This window comes from Sediminihabitans luteus, from assembly GCF_002797595.1.
Lineage (GTDB): Bacteria > Actinomycetota > Actinomycetes > Actinomycetales > Cellulomonadaceae > Paraoerskovia > Paraoerskovia lutea.
The window spans coordinates 396,881-413,363 of the sequence record NZ_PGFE01000002.1 but is presented as its reverse complement, the minus strand read 5'-3'; the positions used below and the strand labels follow the sequence as shown (position 1 = coordinate 413,363).

The following is a 16,483-nucleotide window of genomic DNA, read 5'->3' as shown; positions in this document are numbered from 1 at the left end:
GCACGCCGAGGAGCGGCGGGATTCCGCGCCTCCGACGTCGTCCGACACGCCGCTGGTACGCTTGTGAGTTCCTTCACATGACACCCCGAACACTCGCTCTTTGCCTGCCGGACCGGGCCCGGCGCGCGCTCCCGTGAGGTGACGTCAGGGGTGGACGACGACGCCGCGCCCACCCCGGAGGGTGGACGCGGCGTGCGGGGCCGGGAGGGTCAGAGCAGGGCGAGCGCGTCGAGCGCCTCGCGCGCGACGTCGCCCGGGGTCATCCCGGCGTCGTGCGCGATCTCCTCGCGCGTGGCGTGGTCCAGGAACTGCGCGGGCAGACCCGAGTGCACGAACGGCGTCCGCCCCCCTGCCTCGGCCGAGCGCTGCGCGACGAGCGACCCCACGCCCCCCTCGACCACGCCGTCCTCGATCGTGACCACGAGGTCGTGCTCGTCGACGAGCTTGACCAGCGCGCTCGGCACGGGCATGACCCACGTCGGCGACGCGACGGTCACGCCGACGCCGTGCGCCGCGAGCGTCCGTGCCGCCTCGAGCGCGCACCCGGCCATCGCCCCGACACCCACGACCAGCACGCGACGCGCCGACGGCTCGGCGGGCTCGTGCCGGGCCAGCACGTCGACGCCGTCGAGCTCGTCGATGGCGGGCAGCAGCTCGCTCAGCGAGCCCTTGGGGAACCGGATGACCGTCGGCGCGTCGTCCACGTCGACCGCGTCGCGCAGCGCCGAGCGCAGCGTCGTCTCGTCGCGCGGCGCGGCCAGGCGCAGCCCGGGCACGACCCGCAGCATCGCCATGTCCCACATGCCGTTGTGGCTCGCGCCGTCCGCGCCCGTGATTCCGGCGCGGTCGAGCACGAAGGTCACGCCCGCGCGGTGCAGCGCGACGTCCATGAGCACCTGGTCGAACGCACGGTTGAGGAACGTCGCGTAGACCGCGACCACGGGGTGCAGGCCGGCGAACGCCATGCCGGCCGCCGACGTCGCGGCGTGCTGCTCGGCGATGCCGACGTCGAACGTGCGCTCCGGGAAGTGCTTGGCGAACGGCGCGAGGCCCACCGGGTGCAGCATCGCGGCCGTGATCGCGACGACGTCCTTGCGGTCGTGCCCGATCTTGACGATCTCGTCGGCGAACACCTTGGTCCACCCGAAGCGCGACGGCGCGACCGGCAGGCCCGTCTCGGGGTGGATCTGCCCGACCGCGTGGAACCTGTCCGCGACGTCCTGCTCGGCCGGCGAGTACCCCCGGCCCTTCTCGGTGATGGCGTGCACGATCACGGGCGCCCCGAACGCGCGCGCCTGGCGCAGCGCCCGCTCCATGGCCGCCTCGTCGTGCCCGTCGACCGGCCCGATGTACTTGATGCCGAGGTCCTCGAACATGCCCTGCGGCGCGACGACGTCCTTGAGGCCCTTCTTGAGCCCGTGCAGCCAGTCGTACGCGAACCGGCCGGGCGCGCCCGAGCGGTGCAGCGTGCGCTTGCCCCAGCCGAGGAACGCCTCGTAGCCGCGCGTGGTGCGCAGCGTCGACAGGTGGTGCGCGAGGCCGCCGATCGTCGGCGAGTACGAGCGCCCGTTGTCGTTGACGACGATCACGAGGCGGCGGTCCTGCGACTCGGCGATGTTGTTCAGCGCCTCCCAGGCCATGCCGCCCGTGAGCGCGCCGTCGCCGATCACGGCGACCACGTGCCGGTCGTCGAGCCCGCGCACGACGTTCGCCTTCGCGATGCCGTCGGCCCAGCTCAGGGCCGTCGACGCGTGCGAGTTCTCGACCACGTCGTGCTCCGACTCGGCGCGGCTCGGGTACCCGGACAGGCCTCCGCGGCTGCGCAGGTCCGAGAAGTCCTGCCGCCCCGTCAGGAGCTTGTGCACGTAGGACTGGTGGCCCGTGTCGAACACGAACGAGTCGGTGGGCGAGTCGAACACGCGGTGCATCGCGAGCGTGAGCTCGACGACGCCGAGGTTCGGCCCGAGGTGCCCGCCGGTGCGCGAGACCGACTGCACGAGGAAGTCGCGCACCTGCGCGGCGAGCTCTCGCACCTGCTCGGGATCCAGCGCCTTGAGGTCTGCGGGCGAGGTGATCCGGCCGAGCAGCGGCCCGGGCTCCTGCGACCCCGCAGGGGTGGGCTTCGACGACATCGGTGCTCCGTTCTCCATGACCGACACACTCTAGGCCGTGCCGCGCACCCGCCGCGCATCGGCCGCCGGGTGCCGGCGCGCGGCGCCTGTGACGATCCCCACGCGTCGCGCGGCGCTCGTAGACTGGCGGCATGCGATTCCTCCCCGGCCAGTCCCCCACCACGGACCTCACCTACGGGGACGTGTTCCTCGTGCCCTCGCGCTCGGAGGTCGCCTCGCGCTTCGACGTCGACCTCACCGCGGACGACGGCACGGGCGCGACCGTCCCCCTCGTCGTCGCGAACATGACCGCGGTCGCCGGACGCCGTATGGCGGAGACGATCGCCCGGCGCGGCGGCATTGCGATCCTGCCGCAGGACGTGCCCACCGACGTCGTCGCGGACGTCGTGGCCGACGTCAAGGCAAAGGACCTCGTGGTCGAGACGCCGGTGACCGTCCGGGCCGGCGACACCGTGCACTCGACGCTCACGCTGCTCGGCAAGCGCGCGCACGGGGCCGCGGTCGTGGTCGAGGGCGACCGCCCGGTGGGCGTGGTCACCGCCGACGACTGCCGCGACGTCGACCGCTTCACCCAGGTCGGCGCCGTCATGACGGCCGACCCGCTCGTGATCGACGCGAGCGTGACCGACGCGGGCGCGGACGGTCTGCGCGCGGCGTTCGAGACGCTGCACTCCGCCCGCGTGCGCTTCGCCCCCGTCGTGCGTGACGGCGTGCTCGTGGGCGTGCTCACGCGCAAGGGCGCGCTGCGCTCGAGCGTGTACACCCCCGCGACCGACGCGCACGGACGGCTGAGCGTCGGGGCCGCCGTCGGGATCAACGGCGACGTCGCCGGCAAGGCGCGCGAGCTGCTCGACGCGGGCGTCGACGTGCTCGTCGTCGACACCGCGCACGGCCACCAGGCCAAGATGCTCGACGCGCTGCGCGCCGTGCGGGCGCTCGACCCGCAGGTGCCCGTCGTCGCGGGCAACGTCGTGACCGCGGACGGCGTGCGCGACCTCGTCGCCGCGGGCGCCGACATCGTCAAGGTCGGGGTCGGCCCCGGCGCGATGTGCACCACGCGCATGATGACCGCCGTGGGACGCCCCCAGTTCTCCGCCGTGCTCGAGTGCGCGGCCGCCGCGCGCAAGCTCGGCAAGCACGTGTGGGCGGACGGCGGGGTGCGCCACCCGCGCGACGTGGCCCTGGCCCTGGCCGCGGGCGCGTCGCAGGTCATGATCGGCTCCTGGTTCGCGGGCACGTACGAGTCCCCGGGCGACCTGCACGAGTCGGGCGACGGTCGCCTGTACAAGGAGAGCTTCGGGATGGCGTCGGCGCGCGCCGTCGCCGCCCGCACCGCGGGCGACGGGTCGGCGTTCGACCGCGCGCGCAAGGGCCTGTACGAGGAGGGCATCAGCTCGTCGCGCATGTTCCTCGACCCGGCCCGCCCGGGCGTCGAGGACCTCGTCGACGAGATCACCTCGGGGCTGCGCAGCTCGTGCACCTACGCGGGGGCGTCGTCGCTCGCGGAGTTCGCGGAGCGCGCCCTCGTGGGCGTGCAGTCCGCCGCCGGGTACGAGGAGGGGCGTCCGCTGCCCGCGGGGTGGTGAGCACGCCCGCACCGCACGCGGCCCGCGCGGAGCTCGCGGCGCTCGTCGCCGACGGCGGCCGGTGGCCGAGCGCGTGGCGTCACGCGGTCGGTCGCCTCGACCCGGAGCGCACCCGGGAGTCGGCCGTGCTCGTGCTGTTCGGCGTGCTCGACGACCTGCCGGCGCGCACCGACGCCGGCACGGCGCCCGCGGTCTCGGCGGACCTCGACGTCCTGCTGCTCGCGCGCGCGACGACGCTGCGCAGCCACGCGGGTCAGGTCGCGTTCCCGGGCGGGCGGATCGACCCGGGCGACGACGGCCCGGTCGACGCCGCGCTGCGCGAGGCCGTCGAGGAGACCGGGCTCGACCGCGAGGGCGTCGAGGTGCTCGGCACGCTCGGCCCGCTCCCCCTGCCCGTGAGCGACCACCGGGTCACGCCCGTGCTCGCCTGGTGGGAGCAGCCCTCCCCGGTGCGGGTCGTCGACGTGGCGGAGTCGGCGCACGTCTTCCGGGCGCCCGTCGCCGACCTGCTCGCCGCGCGCAACCGCCGCACGGCCGTCGTGACGCGCGGTGCGCGCACGTTCCGCAGCCCCGCGTTCGTCGTCGACGACCGTGCGAACGGCGTCGAGCACCTCGTGTGGGGGTTCACCGCGGGGGTGCTCGACGCGCTCTTCGACCGCCTCGGGTGGACCGAGCCGTGGGACGCGAGCCGCACCGTCGACCCGCTGTGACGCGCGCACGACCCGTCGCACCCGCGGAATCTCGCGACATCCGCACCCAACACTCGACCTCTACCTGAAGGTGAAGGCACGCCCGCGTTCGACCCTCGACCTCAGGTCGAGACCCGCCCGGCCCTGACCGCACGCGATCTGCCGAGGAGCAGCCGATGCCCGACATGCCCGCCGCCGACGTCGACGTGAGCGTCGACCTCGTGCGCCGCCTCCTGCGCGACCAGCACCCCGACCTCGCCGAGCTCCCGCTGCGCGTCGTGGCGAACGGCTGGGACAACGTCGTCCTGCGCCTGGGCGACGAGCTCGCGGTGCGCGTGCCCCGCCGTGCGCTCGCCGCGGTGCTCGTCGAGCACGAGCAGCGCTGGCTGCCAGGCCTCGCCGGCCACCTGCCGGTGCCCGTCCCGGCGCCGGTGCGCACGGGCGTGCCCGCGCTCGGCTACCCCTGGTCGTGGAGCGTCGTGCCATGGTTCGACGGGACGAGGATGCTCGACCTCCCGGCCCCCGCGCGACGTCCGGCAGCGGCGCCCCTGGCGGCGTTCGTCGCGGCGCTGCACCGGCCCGCTCCCCCGGACGCCCCGGTCAACCCCTATCGCGGCGTCCCGCTCGCCGCCCGGGATGCCGCCGTCCGCGAGCGCCTCGCCACGGGCCACGTCCCGGACGCCCCGCTTGTGCTGGCCGTCTGGGAGCGCCTGCTCGCCTCGCCCGTGTGGGACGGTCCGCCGCTGTGGCTGCACGGCGACCTGCACCCGGGCAACCTCGTGTGCGGCCCGGACGGCACCCTGCGGGCGGTGGTCGACTTCGGCGACATGACCGCGGGCGACCCGGCGACCGACCTGGCTGCCGCGTGGCTCGTCCTCGACGACGTCGGGCGGGCCGAGTTCCGCGACGCCGTGACCGCCGCGTGCGGGACGACGGCCGCGACCTGGGACCGGGCGCGGGCGAGCGCGCTGGCGGTCACGACGTCGTTGCTCGTCCACTCGGACGACAACCCGCTCTACGGAGAGCTGGGGCGCCAGACCTTGGACGCGGTGCTCGGCGGCTGATCGTTCGACCGCTGGTCGATGATTGCCGCATAGCGGACACATCTGTACGGTCGTCGCATGACCACCCTGGAGACCTTCGCCGCCCTGCGCGAGGGCGACGCGACCCCGAGCCCCTACCGCCTGAGCGTGCACGACCTCGGCGAGGTCCACGTACCCAGCGGGCGGCTCGAGGCGGTCGACCCGTACGTGTTCCTGGGCGGCGGCGCGGTGATCCGGGTGCCCGCGGGGAGCCACCCCGTGCGCGTGACCGTCGCGGACGTCTCGCCCGCGCAGGACGGGTCGCACCTGCGCGAGGCGTACCTGAGCGTCGTCCTCGCCGAGGGAGAGGTCGAGCGCGTCGCGCCGCCGCACTCGGCCGAGCGGCTCGACGGTCCCGGGTACGTGGGCGTCCCGGTCGACGCGGGCGTCGTCGCGTTCGTCGACGCCGACGCGACCGCTGCCGCCGCGCCCGACGACACCTGGTACGACGAGCACTTCGACTCGGGGCGTGACGACAGCTGGTTCGCGCGCCAGGACGACCCGGAGCACGTGCGGCCCGGCTGCGCGAACGTGCCGCTGCCCGGGGTCGAGGGCGCCAACGTCGTCATGGCCCACGCAGGCTGGGGCGACGGCTTCTACCCCGTGCGCGCGACGTACGCGGCGGACGGGACGATGCTCGGGGTGCACATCGACCTCCACGTCGCGGTCGCAGCGGGGGCGGACCCGGCCGCGGACGACGGCGCGGCGGCGTAAGCACGGCGGCACAGCCGCAGAGACGCGCCGCGGCGCGAGCCGCCGCAGGCACAGGGGCGCGAGCCGACGCAGGGAGGCGGCGCCCGCGCCGGGCTCTCAGACGGGGCACAGGCCCGCCTCAGCGCCCGCTTCCGCAGGTCGTGTCAGGTGGATGTCATGACCACGCCAGACGCCCTCCCCCCGACCGACACCGACACCACGCCGACCCCCGCGCCCCCCGGCTCCACGACGCCCGACCCGCACCGGACCCCGCGGCGCCGCCGCACCCGCAGGACGGCCTTCCTCGTCGCCGCAGGCCTCGGTGCCGCGGGACTGACCGCGTGCTCCGCCGCAGCGGCGGACGGCGAAGGGTCCGCCGTGAGGACCGACTCCGTCTGGGACGAGAGCGTCGTGCACGACGTCGACGTCGAGGCCGACGAGGACGACCTGACCGCCGCGGTCACGACCTACGTCGAGACCGGGGAGAAGGAGTGGATCACGGCCGACGTCACGATCGACGGCACCCTCGTCGAGGACGTCGGCCTCAAGCTCAAGGGCAACTCGAGCCTCCGCGGCGTCTCCGCGGACGACGACCCGGTCTCCCTGCCGTGGATCATCCGCACCGACAAGTTCGTCGACGACCAGGACTACCTGGGCGAGACCGAGATCGTGGTGCGCAGCAACAGCTCGCAGACCTCGCTCAACGAGGCGGTGGCCCTCGACCTGCTCGGCCAGACGGGCCTCGCGACCGAGGAGGCCTCGGCGTCCCGGTTCAGCGTGAACGGCTCCGACGAGACCCTGCGACTCCTGGTCCAGAACCCGAGCGACACCTGGGACGCCGAGCAGTTCGACTCCTCGGGCATGCTCTACAAGGCCGAGAGCGGGGGCGACTACAGCTACCGCGGCGACGACCCGAGCGCGTACGAGGACGTGTTCGACCAGGAGGCCGGGGAGGACGACCTCGAGCCGCTCATGGACTTCCTCGAGTTCGTCGACACGGCCGACGACGAGACGTTCTCCGCCGAGCTCGAGGACCACCTCGACGTCGAGGCCTTCGCGACGTACCTCGCGTTCCAGGACCTCGTGGCGAACGACGACGACATCGACGGCCGCGGCAACAACTCGTACCTGCGCTACGACGAGGAGACCGGCCTCATGACGGTCGTCAACTGGGACCTGAACCTCGCGTTCGGCGCCTCGCCCGCCGCGCAGGGCGGCGAGGCCGGGACGACGCCCGACGGCGTCCGCCCGGGCGGGCAGGCCGGCGGCCCGGCGCAGGGGGCTCCCCCGGCCGACGCCGGAGCCGGAGCCCCACAGGGCGGCCCGGGTGCCGGGGGCCTGGGCGCGGGCACGGACGCGGGGACCACGGGCGAGGGCACGGGCGCCGAGGGCACGGGCGACGGCGCGATGGGCGCCGGCGCGATGGGTGCCGGCGCGATGGGCGGCTCCAACGTCCTCACGGAGCGCTTCCTCGCGGACGACGAGTTCGCCGCCCTCTACGAGGCGGCCCAGGACGAGCTCGACGAGACGCTCGTCGACTCGGGGGCGGGGCTCGAGACGCTCGACTCGTGGACCACGGTGCTCGAGGAGCAGGCCGACGACCTGGTCGACGTCGACACGATCGAGCAGGAGTCGGACGCCGTCGCGGAGTACCTCTCGTAGGCGGATGCGATCTGGCAGCGGCAGCGGCAGCACCACGCACCGAGCACCGAGCACCGAGCACCGAGCACCGAACGCGAACGGCGGGGCGCCCACCCGAAGGTGGACGCCCCGCCGTTCACGTGCTGGTCAGCCGTGCCGACCGGTCAGCGGATCAGGCGCTGACGAGCGAGCGCAGCACGTACTGCAGGATGCCGCCGTTGCGGTAGTAGTCCGCCTCGCCCGGCGTGTCGATGCGCACGACCGCGTCGAACGCGACCGAGGTGCCGTCGGCCTTGGTCGCGGTGACCGCGACCGTCGAGGGCGTCGTGCCCTCGTTGAGCGCGGTGACGCCCGCGATGTCGAACGTCTCGGTCCCGTCGAGGCCGAGCGACTCGGCGTTCTCGCCCGCGGGGAACTGCAGCGGCAGCACGCCCATGCCGATGAGGTTCGAGCGGTGGATGCGCTCGAAGCTCTCGGTGATGACGGCCTTGACGCCCAGGAGCGCGGTGCCCTTGGCGGCCCAGTCGCGCGACGAGCCGGAGCCGTACTCCTTGCCGCCGAGCACCACGAGGGGCGTGCCCTGCGCGGCGTAGTCCTGCGCGGCGTCGTAGATCGTGTCCTGCGCGTTCTTGACGAAGTTGAACGTGTACCCGCCCTCGACGTTGTCGAGGAGCTGGTTGCGCAGGCGGATGTTCGCGAACGTGCCGCGGATCATGACCTCGTGGTTCCCGCGGCGCGAGCCGTAGGAGTTGAAGTCGCGACGCGCGACGCCGTGCTCGGCGAGGTACACGCCGGCCGGGCTGTCGACCTTGATCGCGCCCGCGGGCGAGATGTGGTCGGTCGTGACCGAGTCGCCGAGCTTCGCGAGCACGCGGGCGCCCGAGATGTCGCTGACCGGCTCGGGCTGCGCGCCCATGCCCTCGAAGTACGGGGGCTTGCGCACGTAGGTCGACTCGGCGTCCCACTCGAAGGTCGAGCCCTCGGGGGTCTCGAGCGCGCGCCAGCGCTCGTCGCCCGAGAAGACGTCCGCGTAGTCCTTGGTGAACATCTCGCGGTCGATCGACGACGCGATGACCTCCTCGACCTCGGCCGCGGTGGGCCAGATGTCCTTGAGGAAGATCGGCGAGCCGTCCTCGCGACGACCAAGCGGGTCGGTGTCGAAGTCGAACTCCATGGTGCCGGCGAGCGCGTACGCGATGACCAGCGGCGGCGACGCGAGGTAGTTCATCTTCACGTCGGGGTTGATGCGGCCCTCGAAGTTGCGGTTGCCCGAGAGCACCGAGACCACGGCGAGGTCGTGCTCCTGCACGGCCTCCGAGACCTTCTCGTCGAGCGGGCCCGAGTTGCCGATGCAGGTCGCGCAGCCGTAGCCCACGAGGTGGAAGCCGAGCTTCTCGAGGTACGGCCACATGCCGGACTTCTCGTAGTAGTTGGTCACGACCTGCGAGCCGGGCGCCATCGACGTCTTGACCCACGGCTTGGCCTCGAGGCCGGCCTCGACGGCCTTCTTGGCCACGAGCGCGGCGGCGAGCATGACCGACGGGTTCGACGTGTTGGTGCACGACGTGATCGAGGCGATCGCGACGGCGCCGTGGAAGAGCTCGAACTCCTTGCCCTGGCTGTCGGTCACGGGGACCGTGCGACGCACCTCGGTGTGGGTCGAGGGCGAGTCGGACGCGGGGAACGACTCCTTCTCGGCCTCGTCGACCGAGTCGACGACCTCGGAGGCGTAGTTCGGCAGGTCGCGCGCGAACGCGGACTTGGCGTGCGAGAGCTCGATGCGGTCCTGCGGGCGCTTGGGGCCGGCGATCGACGGCACGACCGTCGACAGGTCGAGCTCCATGTACTCCGAGAACGTCGGCTCGACGTAGGAGTCGGCCGAGGGGTCGAGCCACAGGCCCTGCTCCTTGGCGTACGCCTCGACGAGCGCGAGCGACTCGTCGGAACGGCCCGTCAGGCGCAGGTAGTCGATCGTCACGGAGTCGATCGGGAAGATCGCGGCGGTCGAGCCGAACTCGGGGCTCATGTTGCCGATGGTCGCGCGGTTCGCGAGCGGCACGGCGGCGACGCCCTCGCCGTAGAACTCGACGAACTTGCCGACGACGCCGTGCTGGCGCAGCATCTGCGTGATCGTGAGCACGACGTCGGTCGCGGTCACGCCCGCGGGGATGTCGCCCGTGAGCTTGAAGCCGACCACGCGCGGGATGAGCATCGACACGGGCTGGCCGAGCATCGCGGCCTCGGCCTCGATGCCGCCGACGCCCCAGCCGAGCACGCCGAGGCCGTTGACCATGGTCGTGTGCGAGTCGGTGCCGACGCAGGTGTCGGGGTAGGCGCGCAGGACGCCGTCGACCTCGCGGGTCATGACGGTGCGGGCCAGGAACTCGATGTTGACCTGGTGGACGATGCCGGTGCCCGGGGGGACGACCTTGAAGTCGTCGAACGCCGTCTGGCCCCAGCGCAGGAACTGGTAGCGCTCGTGGTTGCGCTGGTACTCGAGCTCGACGTTGCGCGCGAACGCGTCGGCGCGGCCAGCGACGTCGATCTGGACCGAGTGGTCGATGACCATCTCGGCGGGCGCGAGCGGGTTGATGCGCTCGGGGTCGCCGCCGAGGTCGGCGACGGCCTCGCGCATGGTCGCGAGGTCAACGACGCAGGGGACGCCGGTGAAGTCCTGCATGATCACGCGTGCGGGCGTGAACTGGATCTCGGTGTCGGGCTGGGCGTCCGGGTCCCACGCGGCGATCGCGCGCACGTGGTCGGCGGTGATGTTGGCGCCGTCCTCGGTGCGCAGGAGGTTCTCCGCGAGCACCTTGAGGCTGTACGGGAGACGCTCGGTCCCCTCGACGGCGGAGAGGCGGAAGATCTCGTACGAGTTCTCACCGACCTCGAGTGTTCCCTTCGACCGGAACGTGTCGACGCTGCTCACGGGTGCTCCTTTACTCCATGACGAGATGGCGGGCAGCACGCCGTGGGGCATGCGGCTGCCGATGGTACGTGGGGGCGATTTCCCGCCCAGCATACCGCATATATCTTGACGTCAAGATACCTCGCGGACATCCGTCACCGGTCGAGGACCGCGACCGCCTCGACGTGGTGCGTGTGCGGGAACAGGTCGAACGCGCGCACGCTCGTCAGGCCGTAGCCGTGGCCCGCGAGGTAGGCGACGTCGCGCGCGAGCGCGGCCGGGTCGCACGCGACGTAGACCACCCGGGACGCGCCCAGGGCCGCGACCTGCTCGACCACGCGGCGTCCGGCACCCACGCGGGGCGGGTCGAGAACGACGACGTCCGCTCCCCCGCGCGCCGCGTGCTCACCCGCACCCAGCACCGCGTCGACCGCACCGCGGTGCAGCTCGACCTGGTCGAGCCCGTGCGCGTTGCGGCGGGCCTGGCGCACCGCGTCGTCGTCCCCCTCGACGGCGACCACGGTCCCGTCCGGGCCGACCGCGCGCGCGAGCGGCGCGGTGAACAGCCCCGCGCCCGCGTACAGGTCGAGCACGCGCGCGCCGGCGACGTCGCCGACCGCGTCGAGCACGGTACCTGCGAGCAGCGCGGGCGCCTCGCGGTGCACCTGCCAGAACCCGTCCGCGGCGACCTTGTACCGGTGCTCGTGGCCCGCGACCTCGACGTGCTCGGCCACGGTCCGGCGTGCGTTGGGACGCGTGTCCGGCCCGCCGCGCCACACCACGCCGTCCGCGAGCAGGATCGGCGCCCCGCCCGAGGGCGCGACCAGCTCGAGCCGCGTCCCCGGGCGCCAGCGGCGCGTGAAGACCTTCTCGGCGGCCGCGAGCGCCGCGACCTCGTCGGTCGCCAGGGGCATCGCGTCGAGCGGGTGCACGTCGTGCGAACGGTGCGCGCGCATCCCGGCCCGCCCCGCGGCGTCCGCCACGAGGTCGATGCGGGTGCGGTACCCCAGCCCGCCGCGGACGTCGTCCCCGGGCGCGGCCTCGACCGTGACCTCGCGCTCGTCCTGGGCGAGACGGGTCAGCTGCTCGCGCAGCACGGCGGCCTTCCAGCGGCGCTGCCCGTCGAGCGAGACGTGCGCGAGCTCGCCGCCGCCGACGCCGCCCGGGCCCGCGGCGGGCCAGGCGGAGGGCACGCGGTCGGGCGAGGCGTCGAGCACCTCGACGGCGTCGGCCCGCCAGAACTTCGCGGAGTCGCCGCCCTCGGTCACGCGGGCGCGCACGCGCTCGCCGGGCAAGGCGTGCCGCACGAACACGACGCGGCCGTCGACGCGGGCGACGCAGTGCCCGCCGTGGGCCACGGGCCCGACCTCGAGCTCGAGCAGGGGTGCGGCGCCGGGGTCGGTTCCGGGCACGGCAGGGTCGGCGGAGTCGTGGGGCATGCTCCGAGTATCCCACCGCCGCGCGGTGGGACGGGGATCAGCCGGTCGGTCCGCCGGGCGCGGGCACCGACCCGGATCCCGGGCCGAGGCCGTCGTGGTCGGTCGCGACCGACGACTGCAGCTGCCACGGCACGGACGCCACGACCACGCCGGGGCTGAACAGCAGGCGCCCCTTGAGCCGCAGCGCGCTCTGGTTGTGCAACAGCTGCTCCCACCACCGGCCCACGACGTACTCGGGGATGTACACCACGACGAGGTCGCGGGGGCTCTCGCGGCGGATCGAGCGCACGTACCCGAGGATCGGGCGCGTGATCTCGCGGAACGGCGAGTCGAGGACGCGCAGCGGTACGGGGATGTCCATGGCCGCCCAGCGCGCCACGAGCTCCTCGGCCTCGTCCTTCTCGACCCCGACGGTCACCGCCTCGAGCACCGACGGGCGCGACGCACGGGCGTAGGCGAGCGCGCGCATGGTCGGCTTGTGCATGCGCGAGACGAGCACGATCGCGTGCACACGGCTCGGCAGCGCGCGCGCCTCCCCCTCGTCCTCGACCGCGAGCGTGAGCTCGTCGCGCACCCGGTCGTAGTGCTTGCGGATGCCCTGCATGAGCACGAAGACCACGGCCATCGCGAGGATCGCGATCCAAGCGCCGTGCGTGAACTTCGTGATGAGCACGATCACGAGGACCGTGCCGGTCATGAGCAGGCCGAACCCGTTGACGACGCGCGAGCGCTTCATGCGCGCCCGCTCGCGCGGGTCGATCGCGGTGCGCAGCTCGCGGTTCCAGTGCTTGACCATGCCGAGCTGCGAGAGCGTGAACGACACGAAGACGCCGACGATGTAGAGCTGGATGAGGCGCGTGACCTGCGCGTCGAACGCCAGGATCAGCACGATCGCACCGACCGCGAGGGTCACGATGCCGTTCGAGAACGCGAGCCGGTCGCCGCGGTTGTGCAGCTGGCGCGGCAGGTAGCCGTCCTTCGCGAGGATCGACCCGAGCACGGGGAACCCGTTGAACGCCGTGTTGGCGGCGAGCACCAGGATCACGCCCGTGATCGCCGCGACGAACAGGTACGCGGGCGTGAAGCCCGAGAACGCGGACTGCGCGATCTGCGAGATGACCGGGTGCTGCACGTAGTCGGCCGGCAGCGGCACGCCGCCCGCGTCGAGCATCTGCGTGTGCGGGTCCTCGGTGTAGTGCACGCCGATCGCGCTCGCGAGGAACAGGATCGACATCATCATGGTCGCCGAGATGAGCCCGAGCAGGCCGAGCGTCGTCGCGGCGTTGCGCGACTTGGGCTTCTTGAACGCGGGCACGCCGTTGCTGATGGCCTCGACGCCCGTGAGGGCGGCGCAGCCCGAGGCGAACGCGCGCGCGAGCAGGAACGCGCCCGCGAGCCCCGTCAGCCCCTCGTCGAAGCCCGGCTGCGCGACGAGCGTGAAGTCGGCGCTCTCGGCCGGCGCGAGCGACCCCGTGAGGTTGCGCAGGAACCCGACGAGCACCATCGCGCCGATCGAGAACATGAACAGGTACACGGGGATCGCGAAGAACGTGCCCGACTCCTTGACGCCGCGCAGGTTCATCACGGCCAGGAAGATCACGATGACCACGGCCAGCAGCGCCTCGTGCCCCCGCAGCGCCGGGATGGCGGACGCCGCGTACTGGGCTCCCGAGGAGATCGACACCGCGACCGTGAGCACGTAGTCGACGAGGAGCGCCGAGGCGACGCCGATGCCGGCGTTCGGCCCCAGGTTGACCGTCGCGACCTCGTAGTCGCCGCCGCCCGAGGGGTATGCGCGCACGTTCTGGCGGTACGAGGTGACGACCGTGACGAGCACGACGACGACCGCGAGCCCGACCCACGGGGAGACCGCGACGGCGGTGATCCCGGCCAGGGAGAGGGTCAGCAGGATCTCGTCGGGCGCGTACGCGACCGACGAGAGCGCGTCCGAGGCGAACACGGGGAGCGCGGTGCGCTTGGGCAGCAGCGTGTGCCCGAGGGTGTCGCTGCGCATCGGGCGCCCGAGGAGGAGCCGCTTGGCGGAGTCCGCGATGTCTGACACGAGGCACCATGCTATGCCGCCGACGCCGCGCGCGTGCCGCGACCGGCGGGTGGACGGTATAGCGTCGTCCCGTGCACTTCGTGATCATGGGCTGCGGCCGTGTCGGGGCGGCGCTCGCCCGTTCGCTCGAGGGCCGCGGCCACTCGGTCGCCGTCGTCGACCAGAACCCCGACGCGTTCCGTCGGCTGCCGCCCGACTTCGCGGGCAAGAAGGTCAAGGGCATCGGGTTCGACCGCGACACCCTCGTGCAGGCCGGGATCGAGGACGCGTTCGCGTTCGCCGCGGTCTCCGACGGCGACAACTCGAACATCCTCGCGGCACGCGTGGTGCGCGAGACGTACGGCGTCGAGCAGGTCGTCGCCCGCATCTACGACCCCCGGCGTGCCGAGATCTACGAACGCCTGGGCATCCCGACCGTCGCGACGGTGCGCTGGACCTCGGACCAGGTGCTGCGCCGCATGCTGCCGCTCGGCGCGACCGACGAGTACCGCGACCCGTCCGGCAAGGTGCGCCTCGCGCAGATCGACGTGCACCCCGGCTGGGTCGCCCGCTCGGTCACCTCGATCGAGGAGGCGACGGGCGCGCGCGTCGCGTTCCTGACGCGGTTCGGCGAGGGGATCCTCCCGACGCCCGACGCGGTGCTCCAGGAGAACGACATCGTCCACGTGCTCATGCACGCGACGCAGGCCGACGCCGTGGAGCGCATGCTCGGCCGCGAACCCTCGAAGGAGATCTGATGCGCGTCGTCATCGCCGGGGCAGGCTCCGTCGGCCGGTCCATCGCCCGCGAGCTGCTGGGCAACGACCACGAGGTGACGCTCATCGACAAGCAGCCGAGCGCGATGCGGATCACCCAGGTCGCGGACGCCGACTGGCTCCTGGCCGACGCGTGCGAGCTCTCGACCCTGACCGAGGCGCGCGTCGACGAGTGCGACGTGATCGTCGCGGCCACGGGCGACGACAAGGTCAACCTCGTGGTCTCGCTCCTGGCCCGCACCGAGTACGGCGTGCCGCGCACGGTCGCGCGCGTGAACAACCCCGCGAACGAGTGGATGTTCGACGAGTCGTGGGGCGTCGACGTCGCGGTCTCGACGCCCCGCATCATGACGTCGATGGTCGAGGAGGCCGTCGCGGTGGGCGACCTCGTGCGCATCTTCACGTTCCACCAGTCGGGCGCGGACATCCTCGAGCTCACGCTGCCCGCGGAGTCGCGCCTCATCGGCTCGCGCGTCTCGGAGGTCGAGTGGCCGCCCGACACGGTGCTCGCCGCGATCGTGCGCGACGCGCAGCCGTTCGCCCCGACGGGCGACGACCCGCTCGAGGCGGGCGACGAGCTGCTGATCGTCGCCGGCCGCGACGTGGACGAGCACGCGCTCGAGGCGCTGCTCGTCACGCCGTCGCGCTGACGCCCTCCGCCGACGACGGGCGCCGCACGATCACCCACGACGCCCACAGCGTCAGCGCGAACAGCGGCACGCCCATGACGAGCCGCGCGGTCCCGAGCCAGCCGACCATGTCGGCGAGGTAGAGCGGCCCCTGCACCGCGAGGCGCAGCCCGAACATCGCGACCCAGAGCCACGTCACGAGCACGTACCGGCGCACGAGCGCGGCGTCCGACCGCCACGCCTTCCAGGCGGGGACGTCCGTCGTGCCGATGGTCGAGGTCCCGTCGGTCGACCCGGTCTCGATCGACGACGCGCGCTCGGTCTCCGCGTGCGCCGGCGCGACGTCCGCCGACGCGCGAACGGCCTCGTCGCGAGTCCGCTCGGAACCGTCGGACCCGTCCGTGGGGGCGGCGGCCGCACCGGCGAGGCTGCGCCCACCCTCGACCACGAGCCCCGCCGCGGGCCACCGCACGAGCAGCGACACGAGCAGCCCCGCGAGGTACGCGACGTTCGTCAGGAGCCCCCACACGTAGTAGTCGCCGGCCTCGCCCGAGCGCCACGCCCAGATCACGCCGATCCCGACACCGAGCACCCCGCCGAGCGCCTGCGTGAGCGGGGTGCGCTGCACGAGCCGCGCGACCACGGCCACGAGCGCGACCGCGACGGACGCGACGAGCGGGGGCGTGAGCTGCTGGCCCGAGGCGATGAAGACGACGACGAACACGAGGCCCGGCGCCGTCGACTCGACGAGCCCGCGCCAGCCGCCCACGGCGTCGGCGAACGAGAAGGTCTCGGCGGTCAGGACGCGTACGCCGCGTGCGGGGGCCGCGCCGTCGGCGGCGTCGGTCGGGGTGTGGTCCACGGGGT

General features: G+C 73.3%; 12 protein-coding genes. 7 read left to right on the top strand and 5 right to left on the bottom strand.

Annotated elements, in window-relative coordinates; all coding sequences use genetic code 11:
• Nucleotides 1–209: 209 nt before the first annotated feature.
• Entirely contained in the window at nucleotides 210–2,132 is a 1,923-nt protein-coding gene (dxs, locus tag CLV28_RS07920) for a 1-deoxy-D-xylulose-5-phosphate synthase (protein ID WP_100422763.1), read from the bottom strand.
• A gap of 131 nt (nucleotides 2,133–2,263) precedes the next feature.
• On the opposite strand from dxs, the gene CLV28_RS07915 reads away from it, so the two are divergent.
• The 5 genes from CLV28_RS07915 to CLV28_RS07895 all read left to right on the top strand — a co-directional run bounded on the left by CLV28_RS07915 (nucleotide 2,264) and on the right by CLV28_RS07895 (nucleotide 7,844).
• Nucleotides 2,264–3,718, top strand: a complete 1,455-nt coding sequence (locus CLV28_RS07915; protein WP_100422762.1) for a GuaB1 family IMP dehydrogenase-related protein — start codon at nucleotides 2,264–2,266, stop codon at nucleotides 3,716–3,718.
• On the top strand, nucleotides 3,715–4,428 hold the full coding sequence (locus CLV28_RS07910) for an NUDIX hydrolase (RefSeq protein WP_100423086.1): 714 nt from the start codon (nucleotides 3,715–3,717) through the stop codon (nucleotides 4,426–4,428). The genes CLV28_RS07915 and CLV28_RS07910 overlap by 4 nt, the downstream gene beginning before the upstream one ends.
• A 155-nt stretch (nucleotides 4,429–4,583) precedes the next feature.
• On the top strand, nucleotides 4,584–5,471 hold the full coding sequence (locus CLV28_RS07905; RefSeq protein WP_203968078.1) for an aminoglycoside phosphotransferase family protein: 888 nt from the start codon (nucleotides 4,584–4,586) through the stop codon (nucleotides 5,469–5,471).
• Nucleotides 5,472–5,528: 57 nt separating this feature from the next.
• Complete coding sequence (locus tag CLV28_RS07900) at nucleotides 5,529–6,203, top strand: DUF4241 domain-containing protein (RefSeq protein ID WP_100422761.1); 675 nt, start codon at nucleotides 5,529–5,531, stop codon at nucleotides 6,201–6,203.
• Between the two features lie 156 nt (nucleotides 6,204–6,359).
• On the top strand, nucleotides 6,360–7,844 hold the full coding sequence (locus CLV28_RS07895) for a CotH kinase family protein (RefSeq protein ID WP_100422760.1): 1,485 nt from the start codon (nucleotides 6,360–6,362) through the stop codon (nucleotides 7,842–7,844).
• A 151-nt stretch (nucleotides 7,845–7,995) separates the two neighbouring features.
• On the opposite strand, the gene acnA is transcribed toward CLV28_RS07895, so the two are convergent.
• The 3 genes from acnA to CLV28_RS07880 all read right to left on the bottom strand — a co-directional run bounded on the left by acnA (nucleotide 7,996) and on the right by CLV28_RS07880 (nucleotide 14,232).
• Entirely contained in the window at nucleotides 7,996–10,752 is a 2,757-nt protein-coding gene (acnA, locus tag CLV28_RS07890; protein WP_100422759.1) for an aconitate hydratase AcnA, read from the bottom strand.
• Nucleotides 10,753–10,886: 134 nt separating this feature from the next.
• The gene (locus CLV28_RS07885; protein ID WP_100422758.1) at nucleotides 10,887–12,170 is read right to left on the bottom strand and encodes a class I SAM-dependent RNA methyltransferase; all 1,284 of its coding nucleotides are present in this window, start codon (nucleotides 12,168–12,170) and stop codon (nucleotides 10,887–10,889) included.
• A gap of 37 nt (nucleotides 12,171–12,207) precedes the next feature.
• Entirely contained in the window at nucleotides 12,208–14,232 is a 2,025-nt protein-coding gene (locus tag CLV28_RS07880) for an APC family permease (protein ID WP_100422757.1), read from the bottom strand.
• A gap of 86 nt (nucleotides 14,233–14,318) precedes the next feature.
• Between CLV28_RS07880 and CLV28_RS07875 the strand changes: the two genes are divergently transcribed.
• The gene (locus CLV28_RS07875; protein WP_100423084.1) at nucleotides 14,319–14,969 is read left to right on the top strand and encodes a potassium channel family protein; all 651 of its coding nucleotides are present in this window, start codon (nucleotides 14,319–14,321) and stop codon (nucleotides 14,967–14,969) included.
• Nucleotides 14,969–15,637 carry a potassium channel family protein gene (locus tag CLV28_RS07870; RefSeq protein ID WP_100422756.1) on the top strand — a complete coding sequence of 223 codons (669 nt, stop codon included), beginning with the start codon at nucleotides 14,969–14,971 and terminating at the stop codon, nucleotides 15,635–15,637. Before CLV28_RS07875 ends, CLV28_RS07870 begins: the two co-directional genes overlap by 1 nt.
• On the opposite strand, the gene CLV28_RS07865 is transcribed toward CLV28_RS07870, so the two are convergent.
• Nucleotides 15,621–16,478, bottom strand: a complete 858-nt coding sequence (locus tag CLV28_RS07865; protein WP_239073079.1) for a DUF3159 domain-containing protein — start codon at nucleotides 16,476–16,478, stop codon at nucleotides 15,621–15,623. The two genes, CLV28_RS07870 and CLV28_RS07865, sit on opposite strands and share 17 nt — an antisense overlap.
• Nucleotides 16,479–16,483: the final 5 nt, after the last annotated feature.